At 59.9% G+C, this 21390-nt stretch carries 21 protein-coding genes; 6 read left to right on the top strand and 15 right to left on the bottom strand.

Features of this window, described 5'->3' with window-relative positions; genetic code table 11:
- Positions 1 to 103: 103 nt before the first annotated feature.
- Entirely contained in the window at positions 104 to 799 is a 696-nt protein-coding gene (locus AB5Y71_RS15180) for an RluA family pseudouridine synthase (protein WP_368171936.1), read from the top strand.
- 167 nt (positions 800 to 966) lie between these two features.
- Here AB5Y71_RS15180 and udp read toward each other — a convergent pair whose 3' ends face one another.
- The gene (gene udp / locus AB5Y71_RS15175; protein WP_005337975.1) at positions 967 to 1722 is read right to left on the bottom strand and encodes a uridine phosphorylase; all 756 of its coding nucleotides are present in this window, start codon (positions 1720 to 1722) and stop codon (positions 967 to 969) included.
- Positions 1723 to 2104: 382 nt separating this feature from the next.
- Here udp and yiaY point away from each other — a divergent pair, with 382 nt between their 5' ends.
- Positions 2105 to 3256 carry an L-threonine dehydrogenase gene (yiaY, locus tag AB5Y71_RS15170; protein ID WP_005359322.1) on the top strand — a complete coding sequence of 384 codons (1152 nt, stop codon included), beginning with the start codon at positions 2105 to 2107 and terminating at the stop codon, positions 3254 to 3256.
- 49 nt (positions 3257 to 3305) lie between these two features.
- Here the strand turns inward: yiaY and AB5Y71_RS15165 are convergent, their stop codons facing one another.
- Genes AB5Y71_RS15165 through AB5Y71_RS15105 form a run of 13 tightly spaced genes read right to left on the bottom strand, consistent with a single transcriptional unit; the run spans position 3306 to position 14298 of the window.
- Positions 3306 to 4691 carry a pilus assembly protein FlpL gene (locus AB5Y71_RS15165; RefSeq protein ID WP_368171935.1) on the bottom strand — a complete coding sequence of 462 codons (1386 nt, stop codon included), beginning with the start codon at positions 4689 to 4691 and terminating at the stop codon, positions 3306 to 3308.
- Positions 4691 to 5182, bottom strand: a complete 492-nt coding sequence (locus AB5Y71_RS15160) for a pilus assembly protein FlpK (protein ID WP_368171934.1) — start codon at positions 5180 to 5182, stop codon at positions 4691 to 4693. Before AB5Y71_RS15160 ends, AB5Y71_RS15165 begins: the two co-directional genes overlap by 1 nt.
- Positions 5179 to 5652: a TadE/TadG family type IV pilus assembly protein gene (locus tag AB5Y71_RS15155; RefSeq protein WP_005359316.1), complete on the bottom strand. Its 474-nt coding sequence runs from the start codon at positions 5650 to 5652 to the stop codon at positions 5179 to 5181. The genes AB5Y71_RS15160 and AB5Y71_RS15155 overlap by 4 nt, the downstream gene beginning before the upstream one ends.
- Positions 5649 to 6407, bottom strand: a complete 759-nt coding sequence (locus AB5Y71_RS15150) for a tetratricopeptide repeat protein (protein ID WP_368171933.1) — start codon at positions 6405 to 6407, stop codon at positions 5649 to 5651. Before AB5Y71_RS15150 ends, AB5Y71_RS15155 begins: the two co-directional genes overlap by 4 nt.
- A 19-nt stretch (positions 6408 to 6426) precedes the next feature.
- Entirely contained in the window at positions 6427 to 7311 is an 885-nt protein-coding gene (locus AB5Y71_RS15145; protein WP_368171932.1) for a type II secretion system F family protein, read from the bottom strand.
- A gap of 3 nt (positions 7312 to 7314) precedes the next feature.
- Entirely contained in the window at positions 7315 to 8199 is an 885-nt protein-coding gene (locus AB5Y71_RS15140; RefSeq protein WP_368171931.1) for a type II secretion system F family protein, read from the bottom strand.
- Complete coding sequence (locus AB5Y71_RS15135; RefSeq protein ID WP_368171930.1) at positions 8196 to 9509, bottom strand: CpaF family protein; 1314 nt, start codon at positions 9507 to 9509, stop codon at positions 8196 to 8198. Before AB5Y71_RS15135 ends, AB5Y71_RS15140 begins: the two co-directional genes overlap by 4 nt.
- Positions 9509 to 10642, bottom strand: coding sequence for a CpaE family protein (locus AB5Y71_RS15130; protein ID WP_368171929.1), 1134 nt, complete (start codon positions 10640 to 10642; stop codon positions 9509 to 9511). Before AB5Y71_RS15130 ends, AB5Y71_RS15135 begins: the two co-directional genes overlap by 1 nt.
- Positions 10643 to 10645: 3 nt before the next feature.
- Positions 10646 to 11194, bottom strand: a complete 549-nt coding sequence (locus tag AB5Y71_RS15125) for a pilus assembly protein FlpD (protein ID WP_368171928.1) — start codon at positions 11192 to 11194, stop codon at positions 10646 to 10648.
- Positions 11195 to 11205: 11 nt separating this feature from the next.
- Positions 11206 to 12603, bottom strand: a complete 1398-nt coding sequence (locus AB5Y71_RS15120) for a type II and III secretion system protein family protein (RefSeq protein WP_368171971.1) — start codon at positions 12601 to 12603, stop codon at positions 11206 to 11208.
- Between the two features lie 19 nt (positions 12604 to 12622).
- Complete coding sequence (gene cpaB / locus AB5Y71_RS15115) at positions 12623 to 13513, bottom strand: Flp pilus assembly protein CpaB (protein WP_110302831.1); 891 nt, start codon at positions 13511 to 13513, stop codon at positions 12623 to 12625.
- Between the two features lie 9 nt (positions 13514 to 13522).
- Positions 13523 to 13936: a prepilin peptidase gene (locus AB5Y71_RS15110; protein ID WP_183042107.1), complete on the bottom strand. Its 414-nt coding sequence runs from the start codon at positions 13934 to 13936 to the stop codon at positions 13523 to 13525.
- Positions 13936 to 14298, bottom strand: coding sequence for a Flp family type IVb pilin (locus tag AB5Y71_RS15105; RefSeq protein WP_368171927.1), 363 nt, complete (start codon positions 14296 to 14298; stop codon positions 13936 to 13938). The genes AB5Y71_RS15110 and AB5Y71_RS15105 overlap by 1 nt, the downstream gene beginning before the upstream one ends.
- Positions 14299 to 14359: 61 nt before the next feature.
- Between AB5Y71_RS15105 and AB5Y71_RS15100 the strand changes: the two genes are divergently transcribed.
- The 4 genes from AB5Y71_RS15100 (at position 14360) to AB5Y71_RS15085 (ending at position 19337) form a co-directional block, all read left to right on the top strand.
- Positions 14360 to 17365, top strand: a complete 3006-nt coding sequence (locus AB5Y71_RS15100) for a DUF1566 domain-containing protein (protein WP_368171926.1) — start codon at positions 14360 to 14362, stop codon at positions 17363 to 17365.
- 1 nt (position 17366) lies between these two features.
- Positions 17367 to 18071 carry a hypothetical protein gene (locus tag AB5Y71_RS15095; protein ID WP_368171925.1) on the top strand — a complete coding sequence of 235 codons (705 nt, stop codon included), beginning with the start codon at positions 17367 to 17369 and terminating at the stop codon, positions 18069 to 18071.
- Between the two features lie 125 nt (positions 18072 to 18196).
- Positions 18197 to 18535 carry an outer membrane protein assembly factor BamE gene (bamE, locus tag AB5Y71_RS15090; RefSeq protein WP_005337980.1) on the top strand — a complete coding sequence of 113 codons (339 nt, stop codon included), beginning with the start codon at positions 18197 to 18199 and terminating at the stop codon, positions 18533 to 18535.
- Between the two features lie 172 nt (positions 18536 to 18707).
- Positions 18708 to 19337, top strand: a complete 630-nt coding sequence (locus AB5Y71_RS15085) for an NAD(P)H-binding protein (RefSeq protein ID WP_113738797.1) — start codon at positions 18708 to 18710, stop codon at positions 19335 to 19337.
- Between the two features lie 144 nt (positions 19338 to 19481).
- Here AB5Y71_RS15085 and AB5Y71_RS15080 read toward each other — a convergent pair whose 3' ends face one another.
- On the bottom strand, positions 19482 to 21176 hold the full coding sequence (locus AB5Y71_RS15080; protein WP_368171924.1) for an aspartate aminotransferase family protein: 1695 nt from the start codon (positions 21174 to 21176) through the stop codon (positions 19482 to 19484).
- Positions 21177 to 21390 lie beyond the last annotated feature (214 nt).

The following is a 21390-nucleotide window of genomic DNA, read 5'->3' as shown; positions in this document are numbered from 1 at the left end:
GGCCGCAATGAGGGAATGGTGTGGGGAGCGCATCCGGCACGCCGATTCGCGCCTTACCCGCCACTTGGGTATGATGGCCCCCCGTTTTCTGCCCGTGCCCCCTATGTCTGTTATCGTCGACACCTTTATTGCCCCGCCCTGCAATGCCGCCATCGAGATCCTGTTCGAGGATGAGCACCTGTTGCTCATCAACAAGCCGAGCGGCCTGCTGAGTCTGTCAGGCAAGAACCCGCAGAACCTCGACTCGGTTCACTATCGACTGGTGCAGGATTTCCCTGGCTGCACCCTGGTGCATCGCCTAGATTTTGGCACCTCAGGCATCATGGTGGTGGCCAGAAACAAGGCCATCAATGCCCTGCTCTGCCAGCAGTTCAGTCAGCGGGCGGTGAGCAAGGCCTACAGCGCCCTGCTGTGCGGTCATCTGGCTGACGATGAAGGGCTTATCGACGCCCCCATCGCCAAGGACCCGTCGATTTTCCCGCTGATGAAGATCTGCGCTGCCAGCGGCAAACCCGCCCGCTCCCGCTATCGGGTGATTGAGCGGCTGGCGCAGCAGATGCAGGGACAAACCGTGCCTTTGACCCGGGTACGACTGGTGCCGGAGACCGGTCGCACCCATCAGCTGCGCATCCACAGTCAGCTTCTGGGCCACCCCATCCTCGGCTGCGATCTCTATGGCGGCCTGCTGCAACCCGGCTGCGAACAGGCGCCGCGGCTGATGCTGCATGCCAGCGAGCTGGATTTTGCTCATCCGGTGAGCGGCGAGCCGATGCAGATCCGCTGTGCCGCGCCTTTTTAGGGGCAATAGGTAGAGGCAGCCCGCAGAGACAACTAGCGCGAGTGCGGCGGGATCAGTGAAAGGGGTGACGGGAGAGGAAAGGCGGTAAACGGCGGATAAAGATAGGGGCCGCGCTTTCGCGACGGCCCCCACCCCCCACTCGGTACTCTTTGTTACAAAGAGGGCTATCAGATCAGCTTGCGGGCAGCGCCCAGTACGATCTTGATGGCATCAGATTCGGTTTTCGCCATGGTCTCGGCGTTCGGGATTTCCTGCTGGGTACGGTTGACGATAACGCCAGCCACCATACCGGCACGCAGGCCCTGGCTGGAGCACATAGTCAGCAGGGTTGCGGACTCCATCTCATAGTTCAGCACGCCCATGGCTTGCCACTCTTTCATGGAACCCTGGAAACGGCTCACTACGCGGCCGGATACGGTGTCGTAACGCTCCTGACCCGGGTAGAAGGTGTCGGAAGAGGCAGTCACACCGATGTGCAGCTTGGAGCCCATCTCTTTGGCGGTGTTCACCAGCGCGGTGGTGCAGTCGAAGTCGGCAACAGCCGGGAACTCCATCGGAGCAAAGTGCAGGCTGGCACCGTCGAGGCGCACGGAACCGGTGGTCACGATCACATCACCCACGTTCAGGTGCGGCTGGATGGCGCCAGTGGTGCCGATACGCAGGAAGGTGCGGATACCCAGCTGGGCCAGCTCTTCTACCGCGATGGAGGTGGACGGGCCACCGATACCGGTAGAGCAGATGATCACGGCCTTGCCGTCCATCTCGCCGCGCCAGGTAGTGAATTCACGATGGCTGGCCAGGTGCACCGGGTTATCCAACAGCTCTGCGATACGCTTCACGCGCTCGGGGTCACCGGGGACGATCGCCAGGGTGGCGCCTTGCAGATCCGCTTTCTTCAAACCCAAGTGAAATACATCAGACATATTGGACTCCTGGTTGCCCCCTGCCAGCATGGTCAGGGCACAAGTTAAGATGATTCTTTATGATACTTTCAAGCCTTTCCCCCCCTCTTCGGGGAGGCGCCAACTATGGTCGAAAGCGCTTTCCAATTCCTTGAAGCGCCTCACACTTCCACGCATTGACAGTGACAAACATTATGCAAAACGTTTGCTAACTCAATGAAATAATTGACAAACGTTTTTCTTTCAATCGAGTCAGATGCAGGAAAGTCAAGCCTGGTTCAGCGCTTAATTAACGACTCGTGATCGACCCCGTAAAGTTGTAAACAAGATGCTTTTGTATCCCTTTCTAGATGGTAGCCTAGCTCTCAACTACCACTTAATGGCTAACTATAGGAAGTCCATCATGGCTACATTCAAGTTCTATATTCCCGCTATCAACCTGATGGGTGCCGGCTGTCTGCAAGAGGCCGCCGCCGATATCAAGGGTTACGGCTATCGCAAGGCGTTGATCGTCACCGACAAAATTCTCAACCAGATCGGCGTGGTCGCCAAGCTCACCACCCTGTTGGCTGAACATGGCATTGAAAGCGCTGTTTTCGATGAGACCAAACCCAACCCCACTACCAGCAACGTCGAAGCGGGTCTGGCCATGATCAAGGCCAACGGCTGCGATTGCGTTATCTCGCTGGGTGGCGGCTCGCCCCACGACTGCGCCAAGGGCATCGCGCTGGTCGCCGCCAACGGTGGCAGCATCAAGGATTACGAAGGGGTGGATCGCTCCGCCAAACCGCAACTGCCGCTTATCGCCATCAACACCACCGCCGGTACCGCCTCCGAGATGACCCGCTTCTGCATCATCACCGACGAAGCGCGCCACGTGAAAATGGCCATCATCGACAAGCACGTTACCCCGCTGATGTCGGTCAACGACCCCGAGCTGATGCTGGCCAAGCCGGCTGGTCTCACCGCCGCCACCGGTATGGATGCCCTGACCCACGCCATCGAAGCCTATGTCTCCACCATCGCCACCCCGGTGACCGATGCCAGCGCCGTGATGGCCATCGAGCTGATCGCCAAGCACCTGCGCACCGCCGTTCACCACGGCGATGATCTGCACGCCCGCGAGCAGATGGCCTATGCCCAGTTCCTGGCCGGCATGGCCTTCAACAACGCAAGCCTGGGCTACGTGCACGCCATGGCCCACCAGCTGGGCGGTTTCTATGACCTGCCCCACGGTGTCTGCAATGCCGTACTGCTACCCCACGTTCAGGCGTTCAACGCCCAGGTGAGCGCGGCTCGTCTGAAGGATGTGGCCCGCTACATGGGGGTGGACGTGAGCGCCATGAGCGACGAGCAGGGCGCTGCCGCTGCCATTGCCGCCATCAAGCAGCTGGCGCTGGATGTGAAGATCCCGGCCGGTCTGGAGCAGCTCGGCGTCAAGGCCGATGACTTCGATACCCTGGCCAGCAACGCCCTGAAAGATGCCTGCGGCTTCACCAACCCGAAACAGGCAAGCCACGAAGAGATCGTCGCCATCTTCCGCGCGGCGATGTGACCCTGTTAACACCTTGAATAGCGAGGGGCCGCTCAGGCCCCTCTTTGCATTATTTCGTCAACACGACATCGTTGATGGAGCTCGCCAACCGGGTCAGTACAGTACGAATATTGCTTTTGGTTGCTTTGAAGGCCAGGGAGCGATCACTGGCACACTGGGCCACGAAACGGGTATCCCCTTCGAACGCCACTGTGTAGATCTGGATCCCCTTGCGTTTCATCTCCCGGCATAACAGCAACTGCTTGCGATCCCGCAATGCTGCCTCGGGCCCCATGTGCTCCCCATCAGAAAACAGCACCATGATCTTGCGGTTATCCTGTAACCCATATGGGCGCGGCAAAGCTGCCGCCCCCTGCCGCCAGCGTCCTTGCCACTCTGGTGAAAGCAGCCGCCAACCCCACATCACCCCCTCTGCCGTGTTGGTATTGAATGCGGCATAGAGGGTATCAAGCGCCTGACGATAGTCGGCACGGGTCGCAAGATGAGGCTGGATCGGACTGACCCCGCAATCTGCATCATCGAAAATACCGAGCTTGTCACGGCGATTCTCCAGATAGCGATCCAGCGGATTTTCTTTGGGCGCAAAGGCCAGCAAGGGCGTCCCATCGCCATAACGAGCAATGGGGGGAGGCTTGGTGCTGTAAAAAAGATGGGGCCGCAGTTCATCCCGCGGGACCAGCTCCAGTTTGCGGATCCAGCCGGGCGTGACCTCTGCCACTCGATCGATACCATCAACATGTTCCGGCAATCTGGCACAGAATGCCTTGCGTTGACGCCCTGGCACCTCCCGCGACAACAGATTGAGCCAACCACGCTCCTCTGCCAGCGTCCGCAACCCGAAGGGAATTTCTATGCTTTCGGGATGAAACAGCTCGGGATGATCGCCGATATTGACCAGTCCGGTGGCGGGAATGATGCTGACCACCCGATCCTGATTGCGCCGCTCGCGACCAAACAGCACCTCGCCAAACTCGACCAGGCCCTGCTTGATCGCCTTCATGGGTGCACCTGACATGGAATCGGAAATATCCAGCACCAGCGCGACTTCGATCCGGCTTCGTGCACTGCTGGCACGCGCAGCCGCCGCAATCGGCATCCCCTCCTCCCCTTCATCTATCGCCGAGAGATCCATCAGAGCGGGAACTTTTCCCTGCAAGATCACCTGCGCCCCCTGCTCTCCCTGGTTCAGGCGGGGAGTAGCCACCTGCAGGTTACGCCCGCTCAGATTGGCCTGCATCAGCGCCTGAGCATCCTGCTGGGCTGTGTCGCTATCTGCCGCAGAGTAGATGACTGCATCGGCAGCGGCGCTGAGCAGACTCTGGCCGTTGTAACCGCGCACCAACTCGATGGCGACCCCGGTCAGCGCCAATACCCCGACCAGCATCACTGCGAATGCCGGAGATAAGCCGCCACGCTGTTCAGACAATAGTGGCATCAGTGAACCTCCTGAATAAAGTGGGTGGTCAACGCACGATCGCCCCACAGGCGGCTAAACATGCTCCCCCCGTCCACATCCGGGCGATAGCAGAGGGTCACCCGCATCAAGGTGCCAACCCGCAGCGGCGGCCAATTGCCCTGCCCGGCACAGCCACTTCCCTGCAACAGCGGCAACAGTTCACCATTGGCGCTGTTGTACTGCTCTATGGTCAACGCCGTTTGCCCACCATGCAGAGCCGCCAGTTGCTGCTGCACAAATCCTTGATAAAACGCCAGCTGGGAAACTGCCGCCGCATCCTGCGTGACCCCTTGCTGGGTCACGATCTGCGTCACGTTATAGGCCACATTGTGCAACCGTTGTTCAAGGCGCAGCAGTTGCAATGCTTCGTTGCCAAAACTGAGCAGGGCCAACAGCGCGGGGATAAACAGCATCGCCTCGATGCTGATGCTCCCTCTGTTTTGTGCGGGTCGAGAGATGGTTCTGCTCATCCTGCACCACCTGCCGGCAACCGGTCAGTCAGCAACAACAAGGTGCTCTGATAACCCAGCTGGCGATCGGCCACTAGCCAGCTCGGAGTCAGCAGCAAACGGGGGCGAAGTCTGGCAGTCACCTCCAGCACGGGATCGGCAGGCGCACGGGTGTCACTGCCCGGATCCAGCCCCCCCTCTTGTTGCCCCAACATGGCTGCAAGTGACACATGATGCCTGACAGTCACCTCCACCCCGGCCAATTCACCGTGCCCTTGCTTGAGTAACCGCTCCCGAATAGCGCCAGCCAAGGGGATACGCCCTGCGGCCGACTCGGCCTGCAGCTCCCGCAATGCAGCGCGCAGGCCATACTCCAGGGTGCTGTATTGCAGCTGTATCCGCAGCACATCCACCACCAGCAACAACAACGCCAGCAGCAGTGGCAAGATGATCACCAGTTCGATGCTGGCCACGCCACGCTGATGATTCACACAGACTGCCCTCTGAGTTGCGCCTTGAGCAGCCGGATATCGTGTTCCAGCTGGCTGGCACTGAGAAAGCGCGACAGGATGAGGCGAGCCTGAGGTTCATTGCCCTCGGCCAGCAGCAGCAGGGCGTAGTTCATCTCCACCTGGGGTGGCAGACTCTGATAATGCAGCAGCGGCTCGAAGGCCTGACGAGCTGCGACCCGGTTACCCTCCATCAGCCAGCCCAATGCCAGATTGCCGCGATAGTCAGGCTCATCCGGAGCAGCGGCGACCGCCGCCTCAAACAGCGCTCGCCCTTTGGCAAACGCCCCCTGCCGCAGACTGGCAACCCCCAGCCCGTTGCTGAGCCGGGCCCGTGCCAGCGGTGTCAGCTCTGGCAAGGCGAGTCCTTGACGATAAGCGGTTGTGGCCTCCTCCGTACGACCATCATCGAGCAGGAACTTGCCCAGATAATTGGCCGCCTCCGGTGCCTGCTTGCCAGCGCGGTCTAGCAGCTGTTGCAGACCATCGCGCGCGGCCTGCTTTTTATCTTGCTGATAACGGGTTCGCGCCAGCATCAGCTGCGCCTCTTCCAGCGAGGCATCACTGCTCAAGAGCGCCAGATAGAGGCGTTCAGCCTTCTCATACTGGGCAGAATCAAAAGCGGCCTTGGCTACCGCCATGCCATTGCTTTGACTCTGCGCCGATGCATCACCATGACTGCTGCATCCCGCCAGCAGAAGCAGCGAGATAAAAATGAGGTAATAGCTCGATTTCATATCCGATTCCATCACCTGCTCAACGCAGGCTGTTGATCAACAAATTGAGGGTGGGGGCAATGATCAGCACCAGCATGGGCAACATGATGAGCGCCATCTGGATGAGGGTGATCTTGCCCGGCAGGGAGCCTGCCTGCTCCTCCAGTGCCAGTCGTCGCATCTGGCGCGCCTCCTGACTGATGGTGCGCATGGTCTCGGCCAATGGCGACCCGTACTGCTGAGCCATCTGCAAGGTGTTGGCGAGACGATCCAGCTCGGGCAAGCCGGTCCGCCAGGCAAGCCGTGCCAGACAGCTGGCCTGATCGCCGCGCATCTGGATCTCGGCATGAGTACGCAAGAATTGCCGGGCAAGCCCCGGCTCCAACGCCTCCAGATAGTGACCCACTCGCAGCAACGCCCGATCCAGCGCAAGCCCCGCCTCGACGCTGATCACCAGCAGGTCGATGGCATCAGGCACCACCTTCTGCTGAGCCGCCTTGACCTTGCGGGCCCGCCACTGCAGCCAGCGCTCCGGCAAACCGGCCCCTACCACATAGGCTATCAGTACCCACATCAGGGTGAATCCATCGGCCGGGGCACCCAGCAGGCGCCATGTCAGCACCATGATGGCCAACCCCAGTCCCCCCAGCAGTTTGGCCCCCCGTAACCGGTCAAAACCCTGGCTGGCAAAGATACCGGCTTGCGCCAGTAACTGCTGCAAGCGTGCCTGCTCGCGGCCGCCCACCGGATAACCGCGGCCGCACCACGCCAGCCACTCACGCCCCGACACCTTTGCCGCGGCAAGAGTGGCATAACGGCGACACTGTTGTTGCCACTGTTGCTGTTGCCGGTAACCGTACCAGCCCGTCACTGCGGCAAGCGCAAGCGATAGCAGTGCCAATGCGAATAGTTGGATAACAGCCATGACCTACCCCTGCAGACGCGTGAGCCGGCGGATAAGCCAGAGCCCCGCCGCCACGCTGAATGAGACATACCCCATCACCCACTGGCCGCTGGCCGTGGTCATCAGATAGGTAAAGTGCTCCCGCCCGGTACTGAACAGCACCAGCAGGATGATGACAGGCAGAGCGGCCAATACCTTGGCAGAGTTGCGACTCTCGGCGGTGATGGTCTGGATGCTGGCCGCCAGGGTCTGACGGGCACGCAGGGTTTCGACCAGTTGTGCCAGCACGTCGGAGAGGCGACCACCGGTCTCTTGCTGCAGGCTGAGCACTATGGTCAGAAACTGGAACTCGGCCACCGTGACCCTGCTTGCCGCCTGTCGCATCACTTGCGCCACCGGTTGCCCTACCTGCAACTCGTCGTGCATCTGGGCAAACAGCCGTGACATCAAGCCGCGCTGCTGCCGTGCCACTTGCAGGAAAATATCGGCCAGCGGCGCCCCCACCCGCAGCGCCCGGATCATCCCGTCAATCACCTCGGGCAGGCCGGTGCGAAACTGCTCCAGCGCTCGCTGTTGCAGCTGTTGATAGAGCAGCAGACCAAGCAGCAGTGCCCCGCCAACCGCCAGCAACAACGCCAGCCAAAGCGGCATGCCATTGGCGACCAGCAAGATGCAGGCAAGTGCGGCGCCTGCCGGCCCCTGCCAGCACCAGCGAGTCAGTTGTTCCTGACCCACCATGGTCACCATCTGCTGATACCACTGGGGCAAGGGACGCGCCGCCTCCCGGGACTCCGGTTGCCCGCCATAACGCTGGCTCTGTTGCAGCCAGGCTTCACGCCGACTCTGCCATTGCCAGAGCAGCAGACAAACCGCCCCCCAGCCAAGGCAGACGGATAACAGCATACTCATGCGCCCTCCTCCCCATCTTCATCCATGCACGCCAGCAACTCGGCTAGCAGGCCCGCCTGACGGGCCTTTTCTTGTACCCCGGCCGAGAGCGGATGGGCCATGAAGCGCCCCTGCAACTTGCCGTGCAGCTCGGACTCCAGCACGAAACGAAACAACGGTTTCATCCTGATCTGACCTCCCTCCAGCGCCGTGATTTCACTGATGGCAGTGATGCGGCGCTGACCATCGCGCATCCGCTCCAGTTGCACCACTAGATCCACCGCGCTGGCGATCTGGGCCTGAATGATCTGCTCGGAGAGGCGCTCAGCCCCCATCTGCAACATGTTGGTCAGGCGCAGCAGCGCATCTTCCGGTGTGTTGGCGTGCAGGGTGCAGAGTGAACCGTCATGGCCGGTGTTCATCGCCTGCAGCATGTCGAACGCCTCGGCGCCGCGCACTTCCCCCAAGATGATCCGGTCCGGCCGCATCCGCAGCGCATTGCGCACCAGTGCCCGCACGCTAACCTCCCCCTTGCCTTCGGCACTCTCGTTGCGCGTCTCCAGCGGTACCCAGTGCGGCTGCTCAAGAGAGAGCTCGGCGGCATCTTCAATGGTGATGATCCGCTCGTCGTCGTTGATGTGCTTGCTCAGGGCGTTGAGCAGGGTGGTCTTGCCCGACCCCGTCCCCCCCGAGATCAACACGTTGAAACGACTGCGAGCAGCCAGACCGAGAAAGCGGGCCATGGCGTCCGACAAGGCCCCTTTCTCCACCAGATGAGCCAACGTCAGGCGGCTACTCGGGAATTTGCGAATGGAGATGGAAGTGCCGCACAGGGCGATCGGCGGTGCAATGACGTTAACCCGGCTGCCATCGGCCAGACGGGCATCCACCATGGGGGTGGACTCATCCACCCGCCGTCCCACCGCGTTGACGATCCGCTGCGCCACATTGAACACATGCTGACGGTCGCGAAAGCGCACCCCTGATAACACCAGCTTGCCGTGCCGCTCCACATAAACCTTGTCCGGACCATTGACCAGAATGTCCGACACCTCGGGATCATCGAGCAGGGGTTGCAGCGGCCCGACCCCCACCATCTCGTCCACCAGTTGCCGCCCCAGCAGGAGCAACTCCTGACGGTTGTAAGGGAGCATGCGGCGGCTCGAGAGCTGATCGAGGGCATTGGCGACCCGCTCCAACAATGCATCACGGGGCAAGGTGGCGGCCACCGAGGGTTCCACCAGCTCGTAAAACGCCTCGCGCGCGGCCTCAGACATGGTCAGCAGCGCCCCTTGTACCGGCAGCTGCCGATTGCTGGCTTGTCCAAACATCAGCGCAATCCTCCCCGGCGACGTCCCGCAGGTTGGGTGCCAACCAGCTCGGCTGCCAGCCACTTGATTGCTCGGGCCAGTTTGCTTTTTTGTTTGATAAGCGCCATGCCGGCCCGCTCGGCTCGCACAAAGGCGCCGTGGTCATAAGGCAACACGGCAGCATGAGGTTGACCACAGACCCGCTCCAGCTCCGTGGCGGGCACTCGCCCCTCCTTGCCGCGGCAATGGTTGCCTACCAGCAGGTGACGTTGAGCCTGCCCCCCTTTTGGCAAGTTCCCCAGCAGTCGCAATGCCCCCAGACTGAAATCGTGCAACCAGATCACCACATCTGCCTCTTGCAGCAAGGCGCGTAACCCATGGCTGCGCAGGTCCGGCACATCGATAATGAGGGTGCTGTAGTGCTCCGCCATCACATTGACCGCGGCCACCAGCTGCTCGGCGCCGAGCACCAGCTCAGCGCCCTCGTCATAGAAAAGGAACAACCGTGGCCCGAGTTGATGAGCGGTGTGGGCCAGCAGGGTGCCATCTAACCGATCTGTCGCCTGCCACCACTGCTCGCCGGGCGGGGCATAGTCGCTGCCCAACAAAATGGGGTGACGGCTGTGATAAAGATTGAGATCCAGCAGGGCCACCTGACGGTGATGCTGCTCTGCCAGCTCCAGTGCCAGATTGGCGCAGACGGTACTGGTGCCGACGCCACCCGCGGCCCCCACGACACAGATCACTCTCCCTTTACGCAAGGAGGTCACCAGCGGCACCCCCAGCAGACGCAGCAGACCTGCACGAAGCGCATCAGGATCCAGCGGCGCCGGGTAGTAATCATCCACCCCCACCGAGATCAACCAGCGAAACAGGGCGACATCTCCCCGCTCCCCCAGCAGCACCAGCCGCATCTGGGGTGGACAACATTCGGCAAGCGCCGCCAGATCGGCCGCCAGCGTCTGCTGATTTTCCACCTCCACCAGCAGGATATCGGGCGCACCGTGAGCCAGACAGTGCGCTCTGGCCTCCGCCAGAGAGCCCGTCAGCTGCAGTTGCTCCACATCGCTCAATCCGGCCATCACCCGCTCGACCCCGGCACTCAAGGCTGGCTGACGCATCACGGCCACCAGCCGTTTGGCTTGTTCACTCATGACTTACTCCCCGGTCGTCTGCTGTTTCTTGGCCGATTTGGCCTTGCCCTGATAGAGGCGCTGTACCGCGCCGGCATCGAGGGCGCTACCACTGCCGTCATAACGGGCACCACGAGCCCAGTGCTCGCCATGACTTTGGGCACGATATTGATTGCGCAGCACCAGACAGGCGCTGGCAGGGGCTGACGCCCCGCCTCTGGTATAACGGCAGCTATCCGGCTGCAAGGTGGCATCGAGTTGCACCTGATAGTCACCTTGCCCGGTCGGGGTGAAGATGAGCCGGGTCTCGAGCGCCAGCCACTGAGCCAGCTGCTGGCGCAGCGCCTCCGGCGTTGGCGCATTGCTTGCTGGCTGCGGCCCGCTGATCTGCAGCGTGACGGTGCCCGCCTCCAGCCGATTGGCCAGGGGGGCCAGTTGCCATTGCAACTGCTGTTGCAACTGCGACGGGGCAACCCGGAATTGCAACTGATCCTTGAGAGGGGCAGCCGGAGGTGGGGTGGTACAAGCCAGTAACGGCAACGTCATGGCCAGCAACAGCGTCTCTTTCAACATGGTCATCCTCCTCAGTAGCTGTAGCCATAGTTGCCAAACAGGCGGGTTGTCTGCGCCGCCGGCAATTGGGTTGACCCCATGTCGGTGAAGAACAGTCGCTCGAAGCGACTCGGAGCCCGGTAGTGATCCAGCGGCGTCGACAGGGAAAGGGGATCGCTGGTGGGCTGCACCAGACGGGCGGTAGCGATGATCACCAGCTCGCTCTCCTGATTTTTGAAGCTGTTGCTGCCAAAGAAGGGGGCCAGCCCGGGGATCTCTCCCAGGAAGGGCAACGCTTCGTTATTCTGGTTGCGATGGCTGCGCACCAAACCTGCCAGCGCAAAGCTCTGGCCGTCAGCCAGCTCGATGGTGGTGGTGGTACGACGCGTCTCGATACCCGGTACCACGACCCCGGCAATGGTGACGCTGTTCTCCCGGCTCAGGGTCGATACTTCCGGGGAGACCGTCAGGCTGATGCGATTGTTGTCCAGCGGGGTCGGCGTCAGCTCCAGCGAGATGCCGAACTTCTTGAACTCAATCTCGGGCCCGTTATCCCCGTTGCCAACCGGAAAGGGGAACTCACCGCCGGACATAAAGGTCGCCGCCTCTCCCGATTTGGCCGTCAGGTTGGGCTCGGCCAATACATTGACCAGGCTGTTTTCCACCAGCGCATCGATGATGGCGTTGATGTAGACCACATCTTTCTTGCCGGTCCAGCTGCCTCGCTCCAGCGGCTTCGGGAAACGGTTACCCGGCGAGACACCCAACTGCAGATACTCCCCCATCGCGCTCCAGCGCAGCCCCAGCTGTTCACTGGTAGTACGCTGCATCTCGACAATGCGCACCGATATGTTGATTTGATCCGATCCGGCCAGTCGCAGCTGGTTGATGACATTGGCGTACTGACCGCTGCCCCCACCGGCGACAGCGGCACCTTCATCCTGGTTACCCGCCGGAGGCGCAGGGGCCGTCACCGTACTCTGGGCAACGGATTGCGGTTGCAGTCCCTTGGCAAAGCCTTCCACCATGCTGAGGATTTCGTGCGCCTGCAGCGGGCTGGTCACCTCTCCTGCCACTACGATGGCACCGCCCGACTCGCTAAAGGTGAGTCGACTCTGGGGGAAATGCTGACGGGCCAGCTGTTCAAGCGGTGCGAGATCAGCGACGACGGTTACCCGATAGTGACCCAGGGTTCGGCCATCGAGAGCAGTCACCACCAGATCGGTGTTGCCCACCTTGCGGCCATAGATCAGCAATTGCTGATCAGAGGGGCTGTGCACTCTGACCAACTCCGAATTGACGACAAAGGCATCCAGCACAGGTTCATCAAAATTGAGCAGGGTGGATTGCTCGGGAGTGAGCGTCAGGCTCTCGGCGGCTGCGGCCCAGAGCGGCAGCATGGCGAGCAATATGGCAAATGTTCGCAACATCATTTCCTTTCTATGTTGATTAGGGTTGACGGGTTCGGTCGTTGCCGTCGCCATAACTGATCTTGACCCCATGACCTGGAATGGCTCTCGGGTTCTGGCCGCGAGCGACCTGTTCAGCCCATATCAGACTCCCCTCCGGCAGCGCCATCGCAGGGCTGCCCGCCGGTGCGCTCTGTGCCGAACACAGCACCAGAGCCAGCTCTCCCAAGCGATGTGCCAGCAACAAGCGTGCTGCCGCTCGAGGGGGCAACTCGAAGGTCACGGCGACCTGGTCGAAGTTATCCTGTGCCGCAGGATTGCCGTTGAGCGCGGCGATATCGGTCACCTGGGCGTCGATGGCCAGCAGTTTGATATCGGTCAGAATGATCTCGGCCGACTGATTGCTGGTTACCTCTGCCCCTTGGGCATTGTGCTGACGCGCATGCTTGCTGGTGAGGATCACATCCACCCGGTTACCGGGCCGGATCAGGCCGTGGCTGGCCGCCTCCCTCCCCAACGCCAGCGTTACCGCTCGCATGCCCGGCGCCATCATGGCGGAGAGATAGTGACTCTGCTCGGGACGAACCAGATCATCGGCAGAGACTATCTGGCCCGCCTCCAGCGTGCGGGTCACCAGACTCCCCTTGAGGGCCTTGGTATCGGTAAAACCAAACAGAAAGAGACCCGGCAGGTTCCTCTCTTCGGCTTCGGGAAGGGCTTGCCAGCGCAGATCTTCGGGATGAATGAAAGAGCCAGCCTGCACCCGATGGGCGGCAACCAGCACTTGGGCCACCCGATCTGGCGCCAACGATTCTACTGGCGCATCCCGTAGGGATGCACCGCTCTGCGGCGCAGGTTCAGCTGGCCACAAGGTAGCCAGCATCGCCGCCAGCACCAGCAGTGCAGCGATAAGCAAAAAGAGTTTCTTCATAAGGTGTGACTACATAAATAGAGGTGTGGTCAGAGCTGCCGCCCAGAGGATGGCAAACCCATAAGGCACAGTAGTTGGATTGGGTGAAGGGCGCAGGCGGCTATGGATCAAACACACCAGGCTGAGCAGGCCACCGGAGAACGCCATCAACAGCAATAATTCGGGCCATTGTTCACCTGCCCCATAAAGGCAGACCGCCAGCAATTTACTGTCCCCGGCGCCACACCAGCCTCTGCGATAGGCAATCAGCCCCAGCAGCAAGGTCAGTATGGCCAACACCAGTGACAGCGGATTGAACGGCAACAACCAGCCAACCCAGAGGGCCAGTACCAGCACCGCCAGATTGGGGATCCGCCGTTCGAACAAATCACTGACCAGACACCAGCAGGCCATCAATGTGGCGAGCCATTGCCCCCACGCCATCACTTGCCAGCCGCGTCCATATTCAACCCGGCAACAATGGCGGTGAACTTCTCCTTCAACGCCGTGATGAAGATCCCGTCCGAGCCAAATATGGCCAGGATCCCGGCCGCCAACCCTGCAGCCAGGATGCCGTACTCAATGGCCGTGGCACCGCTTTCATCCTTCAGGTAGTCACGAAGGTAATCCCAAACTCGCATCGTCATTTTTTGTCCCTGTTTTTTATGCCTGAAATTAAACAACGACAGGATGATATTGAGATCACAAACGAGAATCAATATCATTAACACCAAATGAAATAATTCGCAGAGTGAATTTGCCAATCTAACGAAGTTAACAGCAAAAACATCTGCAATTGGTTTCATTTACGCGCTAAAAACCGGACTTGGCAGATTAATAATCTAAACAACAATAACGGAGTCGAACGTGTTCAGGACAACGAAACCACTGCTGTTGCTCCTTTGCTGCGCCACATTGCTGGCATGTAAGGCAGAGCTGGGCAGCCCCGAGCAGGCGGGAAATAACGCAAGCAACAGCGGAGGAAGCGGTAGCAACCAGCAACCCACCACACCGGATAGCGGAAGTGGCAACACCCCGGGCACTGCGGGAGGTACTGCCAGCGGAGGAAACACCAGCAGTAGCAGCGGAGGGAGCTCAGGTAGCGGCTCGGGAACAACATCACCAGACCAATCGGGCCAACCAACAACGGAGACGACACAGCCCGCCCCACCCACTTCGCTGGATCTGGCCGGTGCACTGCCGCTGACTCACGAACAGGGTGGACAATTTGATATTCAGCTCTGTGCCGACAAGGTCTGCGTCACCCAGAGCGCTCAGGCTGATGGCAGTTTCGGCTTCAAACTGAAATTGAGCCAATGGCCACAAGACAAGGCGCTGCGCCTTGTCGCCAGCCACCGTCAGAACAGCGCGCTATCCCTCAGCAGTGAATTGCCTACGCTGACACAACTGCTCAAACAGGATCAAAACGGGGATGGGATCATCACCGAGCAAGAGAGTCCTCGCCTGCACCTCTCCCCCATGCCGCTGGCATATCAGGGCATCATGGCGGCGCTGCAAACGCAGGAGGGAAAACAGGATGTCTCTGGCCAGCTCTTCAGTGACCCTCATCTCAATCACCGTTTTGCCCGAGATCTCACCGCCTTGCTGCAGTTGACCCTGAACGGCGATATGCCGCTGCCGGCTCGGCAGCTCAGTGAGTTGGCAACTGCACTGGTCAGCCAGCAACAGTCCAACCCGACATCCACCCTGTTTGAACACCTGACGACACTGGCCACCAGCCAAGGCACAACATTACCTGACGACGCCGAAACCCGGCTGAACGATGCTCTCGCTGCCATGGAGAAACTGGATACCCGCACAGCGACCTACCAGCTGCTCACCACCTTCTACCCACAGCGCAAACTGACCTTGCTGGGACAATTCCCCTCTCGTCTGAGCGAAGCATCGGTATCGGTAGAGATCGGTGCCAAACCCAACCACAATGGGCTCAATGCCCACTATTTCAAACCAGAACGCCCCATTCGGCCACAACGGCTTGCGGTAATGGCCCAGAGTGGTCAGATGCAAGAGTCTCTTCCTATCAAGCAGGGCAACCAGTACAGCACCACTCTCACGCTCGCTGACCTCAACAACAGCTTCGCCAGTTGCAAACCGGGCAGCAGCGAGACCAGTGATGATCTGATGGAAGACACCCTGACCCTGGTGGTACAGGATGCCAAGAGTGAGGTGGAACTGCGCTCGGTGCTCGGCTCTTTCTGCGAGCTGGTCAAGCGCGATGAAAATCGCGATGGCATGCTCGGTGCCAACGAATATCCGCGCCTCAATGTGGGCTATACCACCACGGCGCAGTGGGCTCTGCTGCTCAAAACCACACTCAGTGCCGGCATGGGCTCTTTCCTGGACTGGCAAGCCTGGACCCTGGCTGAGCTGGATCAAAAACTCAAGGCACTACCGAGGCATCAGGTTGAGCTACTGGCAGCCATGGTTGCCCTGCAGGCCGAAGGGGAGCTCTGGCAGCAATCTGTCAACCTGATCGAGGGCACTGATTTTCGCCAGCAACTGCTGAGCTGGCTGGAGATCAACATGGCCAATGAATATTCAACCGTGTCCCGCAACAATCAGATACCGGACCTGTTCAAACTGGAAACCACCATCGCCGACAATAGCGGGCTGGGCCCCCTGTTGAATGCCAATCCAGACAAGAACATCTCCCACATCATCAAGGCGGCGACCGGTCTGATCCGCAACTCGGAAAGCGATGCTCTTCTCTATCCCGGAACCACCACAGCGGGTAGCTGGCTCACCCCCTACCCCAACAGCCCCATATCCCCTGTCTGTCAGCGCGAGGTGTTGTCAGATCAAGTGATCGGCCTGGCTATTCTGGGTCAGGGCCGTGATCAGGATGGCAGCCACTGGGTCACACTCGGCTGGCAACCCCAGGATGGAGTGAGTCAGTATCGAATTGGCTGGGGGAAAACCCCGTTTGAACATATTGAAAACGCCGAACAGCAAAACATCAGCCAGCAGACTCGCATCACCCTCAAGGGTCTCCCTCACTATCAGGACTACCAGATAAGAGTGATGAGCGAGGGTGGCACCATCAGTGCCCCACTGACCTACCGAGCCGGGCAGTTGCATGTGGCCGATACCCGTATCACCCACAGCATGGGGCTAGATGATGGCAAGCGTGGCCGGGACCTAGATAGCCGCTGCGATCCCTTGAGTGGACAAGCGGTCAACAGCAATCTGGATGGAGTGCTCGGCGCTCGCTACATCAAGCTGGACAACCGGGGAGACCCCCTGCCACGCCAGGATCTCTCCTACAAACAGATGCCGTTTGCCTGCGTGGCCGACGCCCTGAGTGGGCTGGTGTGGGAGACCAAGGTACAACACAAAGATGGCGAATCTTCCCTGCACGATGACAAAAGCCTGTTTGCCTATGACGATATCCAGAGCAACAACGCCTTCAACGGCAGCTGCTATGACCCGCAAAGTGGTGCTCTGGCCAGTGACCGCAGCCGCTGCAACCTGAAACGCCAGATAAGCCAGGTCAACCATAGCAAGCTATGCGGCCTCTCCAACTGGCGCGCCCCCAGCCAGCAGGAGTTCTACGGCATCATGACCCTGACCCGGGATAATCCCATTGCCCTCGATACCCGCTACTTCCCGCTCTATTCGGGTCTGCAATACACCAGTGGCAAGTGGAAAGAGCTGGAGAGTATCTCCCACGGCTTCTGGACCTCGGATGTGATGCCGGTCAGTCGCCCCATCGGCACCTGGGCGAAAGATGATGGCGGACCAGATGCTTACAAGGTTCGCCCAACTACCCAGCTACGTGGCAGCATTGCCCGTCAGTATCAACCCCACCACGTCATGCTGGTGAGCGATGGCTTCAAAGTCACAGGAGAATAAAATGCACCACTCTCTCTTCCCCCTATTACTTGCTGCCGCCCTGTTGCCGGCAGCGAGCCTGGCCCGTGAATGCCTGCCTAGCTATCAGGACGATGGTACCCGTTTCGTTAGCGAACTGATCGACACGGCCGAAGGCAAGCTGCAGGTGGTCAACGACAGAGCCACCGGCCTGCAGTGGCTTTACTGCCCCTACGGTCAACAAGTCAGTGATAATGGCTCTGGCTGCGAGGGCATGCCTGAGGTGATCAGCAGCAGAGCAAGCCCGAGCGACAACCCCTTGATGACCATCATCATGCAGGCCAACGACCGGCTTGGCTCCCCTGCACACCCTTGGCGGGCCCCAGACATCAAGGAGCTGTTTACCCTCTACAACCCTCAGTGCCAACCTGCTGCCTATAGCGCAGTGGGCTTTCCAGACCCTCAGCTGACCGCAGACACTGAAGTCCTCAAACTGCATGCGTGTGAAGCCAGATTTGATGCGGTGACCGACGAATATATTGAGCCAACCGAAGAGCAGAAACAGACTTGCAACAAGCTAACCAACCAAAGCTATGCCTTAACCATGCTCCAGTTTATTTCAGACAGTTCCTCCGGAGATGGATACAACTACCTTCAGTTCGAACCATCACATGAAGTGTTTAATGAAGGCGGTTACAGTGCACCTATGCTTAGGCTCGTCAGGCCAATCCCTAACCACAGTGAATGATGCCGTGCTGGCCAAAGGGGGTTAACTCCCTTTGGCTATTTTTGCCTTGGCTTTTTACTTCCGCCAAGGGAGTAGGTATGATTCGGCCAGCGTAAAAAGACTTGAATGGATGATCTGAACTCGATATGCGGATGAAACACCTGATTGCCGCGGCTTTGACCGCCCTCACCCTCTCCGGTTGCAGCCTGGTCTATCGTATCGATATTCCCCAGGGCAACTATGTGGAACAAAAACAGGTCGACAAACTGCGCCAGGGGATGACCCGCGAGCAGGTCAGCTATGTGCTGGGGACCCCCATGCTGCGTGACGGCTTTGACCCCAACACCTGGTACTACCTCTATGAATTCCAGCCGGGCCACGGCGACAAGGAGCGCAAAGAGCTCACTGTCACCTTCGCCAATGACAGGCTGACCACAGTGACGGGTGACTTCCCACTGCCAGCAGCTTTCAATACCCCGCTCTGATATCCCGCAAAACCGGCCTCGCGCCGGTTTTTTTTTTATCCAGCCCCGCGTAATTCATCCTGCCCGACAACACTGAGTCATTTCTCCCCATTGCAGCTGCTCGCAAATTGCCTGATGCTGATGAGCAGCCACCATGGCATCAACACCATCGAATGACACAGGGAGAATCCCCATGAGCCGGATCCTGATTGCCGGAGCCAGCGGCCTGATCGGTCGCGAACTGCTGCAGCAACTGCCTGCCGAACATGAACTGACCCTGCTATGTCGCCAGCCGGGCAAGGAGGCACACCACTGGCTGCCGGTCAATTTTGATGATCTGGCCAGCGTCACCCTCTCCCGCCCGGTCGATATCGCCTTCTGTGCCCTTGGTACCACCCGCAAGGAGGCGGGCTCTGCCGAGGCGTTTCGCCGGGTCGATCTCGACTATGTGGTCGCCTTTGCCGAGCTGGCCCGCCGCCACGGTTGTCAACGGCTGATCGTGGTCTCGAGCATGGGGGCCAGCGCATCGTCCCCGGCTCTCTATCCGCGTACCAAGGGAAAGATGGAGCAGGCCCTGCTGGCCCAATCCTGGCCACGGCTCGCCATCGTGCGGCCCGCCATGCTGCTGGGGGATCGCCAGCCACCGCGCCTCTCCGAGCAGGTCTTTCAGACCATCTACCCGCTGTTTCGGCCACTGCTGGTGGGCAAGCTCGCCCGCTGGCGCGCCATCGAGGCCCGTCAGGTGGCTCGCGCTATGATCGCCCTCTCGAAAATGCCCGCCGGGTGCGAAATTGTCGAAAACGAGCAGTTGCTGACCCTCTGAACCCGGCCTTCCCCACTGATTACGCACAGTGCTGCAAAAACAGCAGGGCAAGCCAATTGGCTTGCCCTTTGTCTATCTGTTGGCGAGGTATCCTGACCGCCTCTTGCCATCACAGGCTGCGCTCGGCTGTCAGGGCAACATCCATCAACCGCGAATATGGTCGATAAAGGTGTCGATCTGCTCGCGGGTGCAGGCGGGGTTCATAAAGACCGCCTTCTCTCCGGCGATATAGGAGTACTTGCCGCGGGCGTCATAGTCGGAGTGGGCCACCGCCTCCACCCAGTTGGTGTAGAGCCCCACCTTGCCGCGCCCCTTGAACAAGCTGCGGTGATAGTCAGTGTTGCGCTGCAACCGCGTCTTGTAGGCGGGATCGCTTGAGCGGGCCAGCTCGAAGGCGAATTCGGCTTCCGGATCGCTCACCCACTCGGGGTTGTAGATCTTGAAGCCGACGCTCGGCCCCTGATTCTCCTGCGCCACCAGCTTGACGTTGCCGAGCTGGCTTAACCGGAAGCGGAAGTAGTTGGCATTTTGCAGGCAGTGGGCCAGCACGGTGCGATACCCCTCCACTCCCATGTAGTTGAGCGCCGCATAGGCACCGAACAGGCCGCTCGCGCCGCGGGAGCACTCGATGGTGGATTGCAAGTGGGTCTGGCCCTGAATGTCCCGCTCGAAGTAGGAGAAGTTCTCCGGGTCATTCTCCATCGCCTTGAGATCATCCTGCTCCTTGATCATCACCAGACTGGAGGTGTAGGGCACATAGCCCCACTTCTGGAAGTCGACGGTAAAGGAGTCGGCATATTTCAGCTCGGCAAAGCGTGCCACGTTGCGCTCGATCCCCGCCAGAGTGGCGCTGTTGATGGCGAGCGGGTTGGCGGCAAAGTCGTAACCCAGGAAGAAGATCATCGACCAGCCGATGGCGGCATCGACGTGGATGTGAGGTTTGACCGCCACCTCGAACTGCTCGCAGAGGCGATTGCGCAGCTCGAACACGGGTTTCACCTGATCCACACCGAAGGTGTCGGTGGTGCCCATGGTGAGCATGATGGTCGGCACCACATGTTTCAGGGCAAAACAGGCGGTCAGGGTGCGCTCGAGGTGGTCGAGATCGATGTCGTTGTTCTCGCCGACCTGAATGCGGATGGTCTTGTTCTCGATGTCGACCCCGAGCAGGGAGAGGTTGGTAATGTTGGAGTAGTGACCGCCCTGGGAGTTGATGATGCGGTAATCCTGATAGTGGCCTAGCCCCTTGTGCTTGGCCTCCGGCAAGGTTTTGCGAATGCCGAGCAGGTAGCCGTAGAGGTTACAGAAGGTACCCCCCTGGGTGAAGATGCCGGTGGCCCGCTCGGGGTCATAGCCTGCCAGCAGGGCAATCTGGCGCACCACCTTCTTCTCCAGCTCCTCGGCCACTCCGGCGTATTCGGAGTAGACCAGATTGGGGTTGGCCAGAATTCCCAGCTGGGCGCCGTAGATGGCGGGATCCGCCGACATGGTGATGACGTTCTCGACGCTGGAGGGATTCTCCCAATCCTTCGACAGGGCGGCGGCAAACAGCAGTTCGGCCATCGGCTCGCCCGAGGTGCGCATGGTGGCGGGCACCGGCATGGTCTCGCAGAGATCGGCCAGGCGGGCACGGCCATCAGGCCAGGCGTTCAGGCGGGCATCGGGCGCCAGACCACGGGCCCGAAATTCGTTGAGGGTGGCAAATCCGGGTTCGCGAAAAACGGGCCAGAGATCGGGATTGCGCGAGAAAAAGTTGGCTTTGACTGTGGCGAAACGGGCGGAGAAATCGGGGTGAACGGCATTGACGCTTTCGTCTTGCAAATAAACTAAGTCACTCATTTTTATACCATTAGTACAGCAAATGTGCGGCCGTTATACCCCTGTACCTGCGGGGCCGACAGTGACAATATCTAATGGCCTACCCTACTTTTTGTCATGTATCAGCCATAACAAGGGCTGGCAAAAAGGCGCCTTTGAGGCGCCTCTTTAGATTTCGTGATCTTGCTCCCACCCTGGCTGACAGCGCCCTCACTACCAGACCACCATCAGCGCA

It is taken from the genome of Aeromonas sp. R9-2, from assembly GCF_040908025.1.
In the GTDB taxonomy this organism is placed as follows: domain Bacteria; phylum Pseudomonadota; class Gammaproteobacteria; order Enterobacterales; family Aeromonadaceae; genus Aeromonas; species Aeromonas veronii.
Note: the sequence above shows the minus strand (reverse complement) of the source record. Positions and strands in the feature narration are given on the sequence as shown.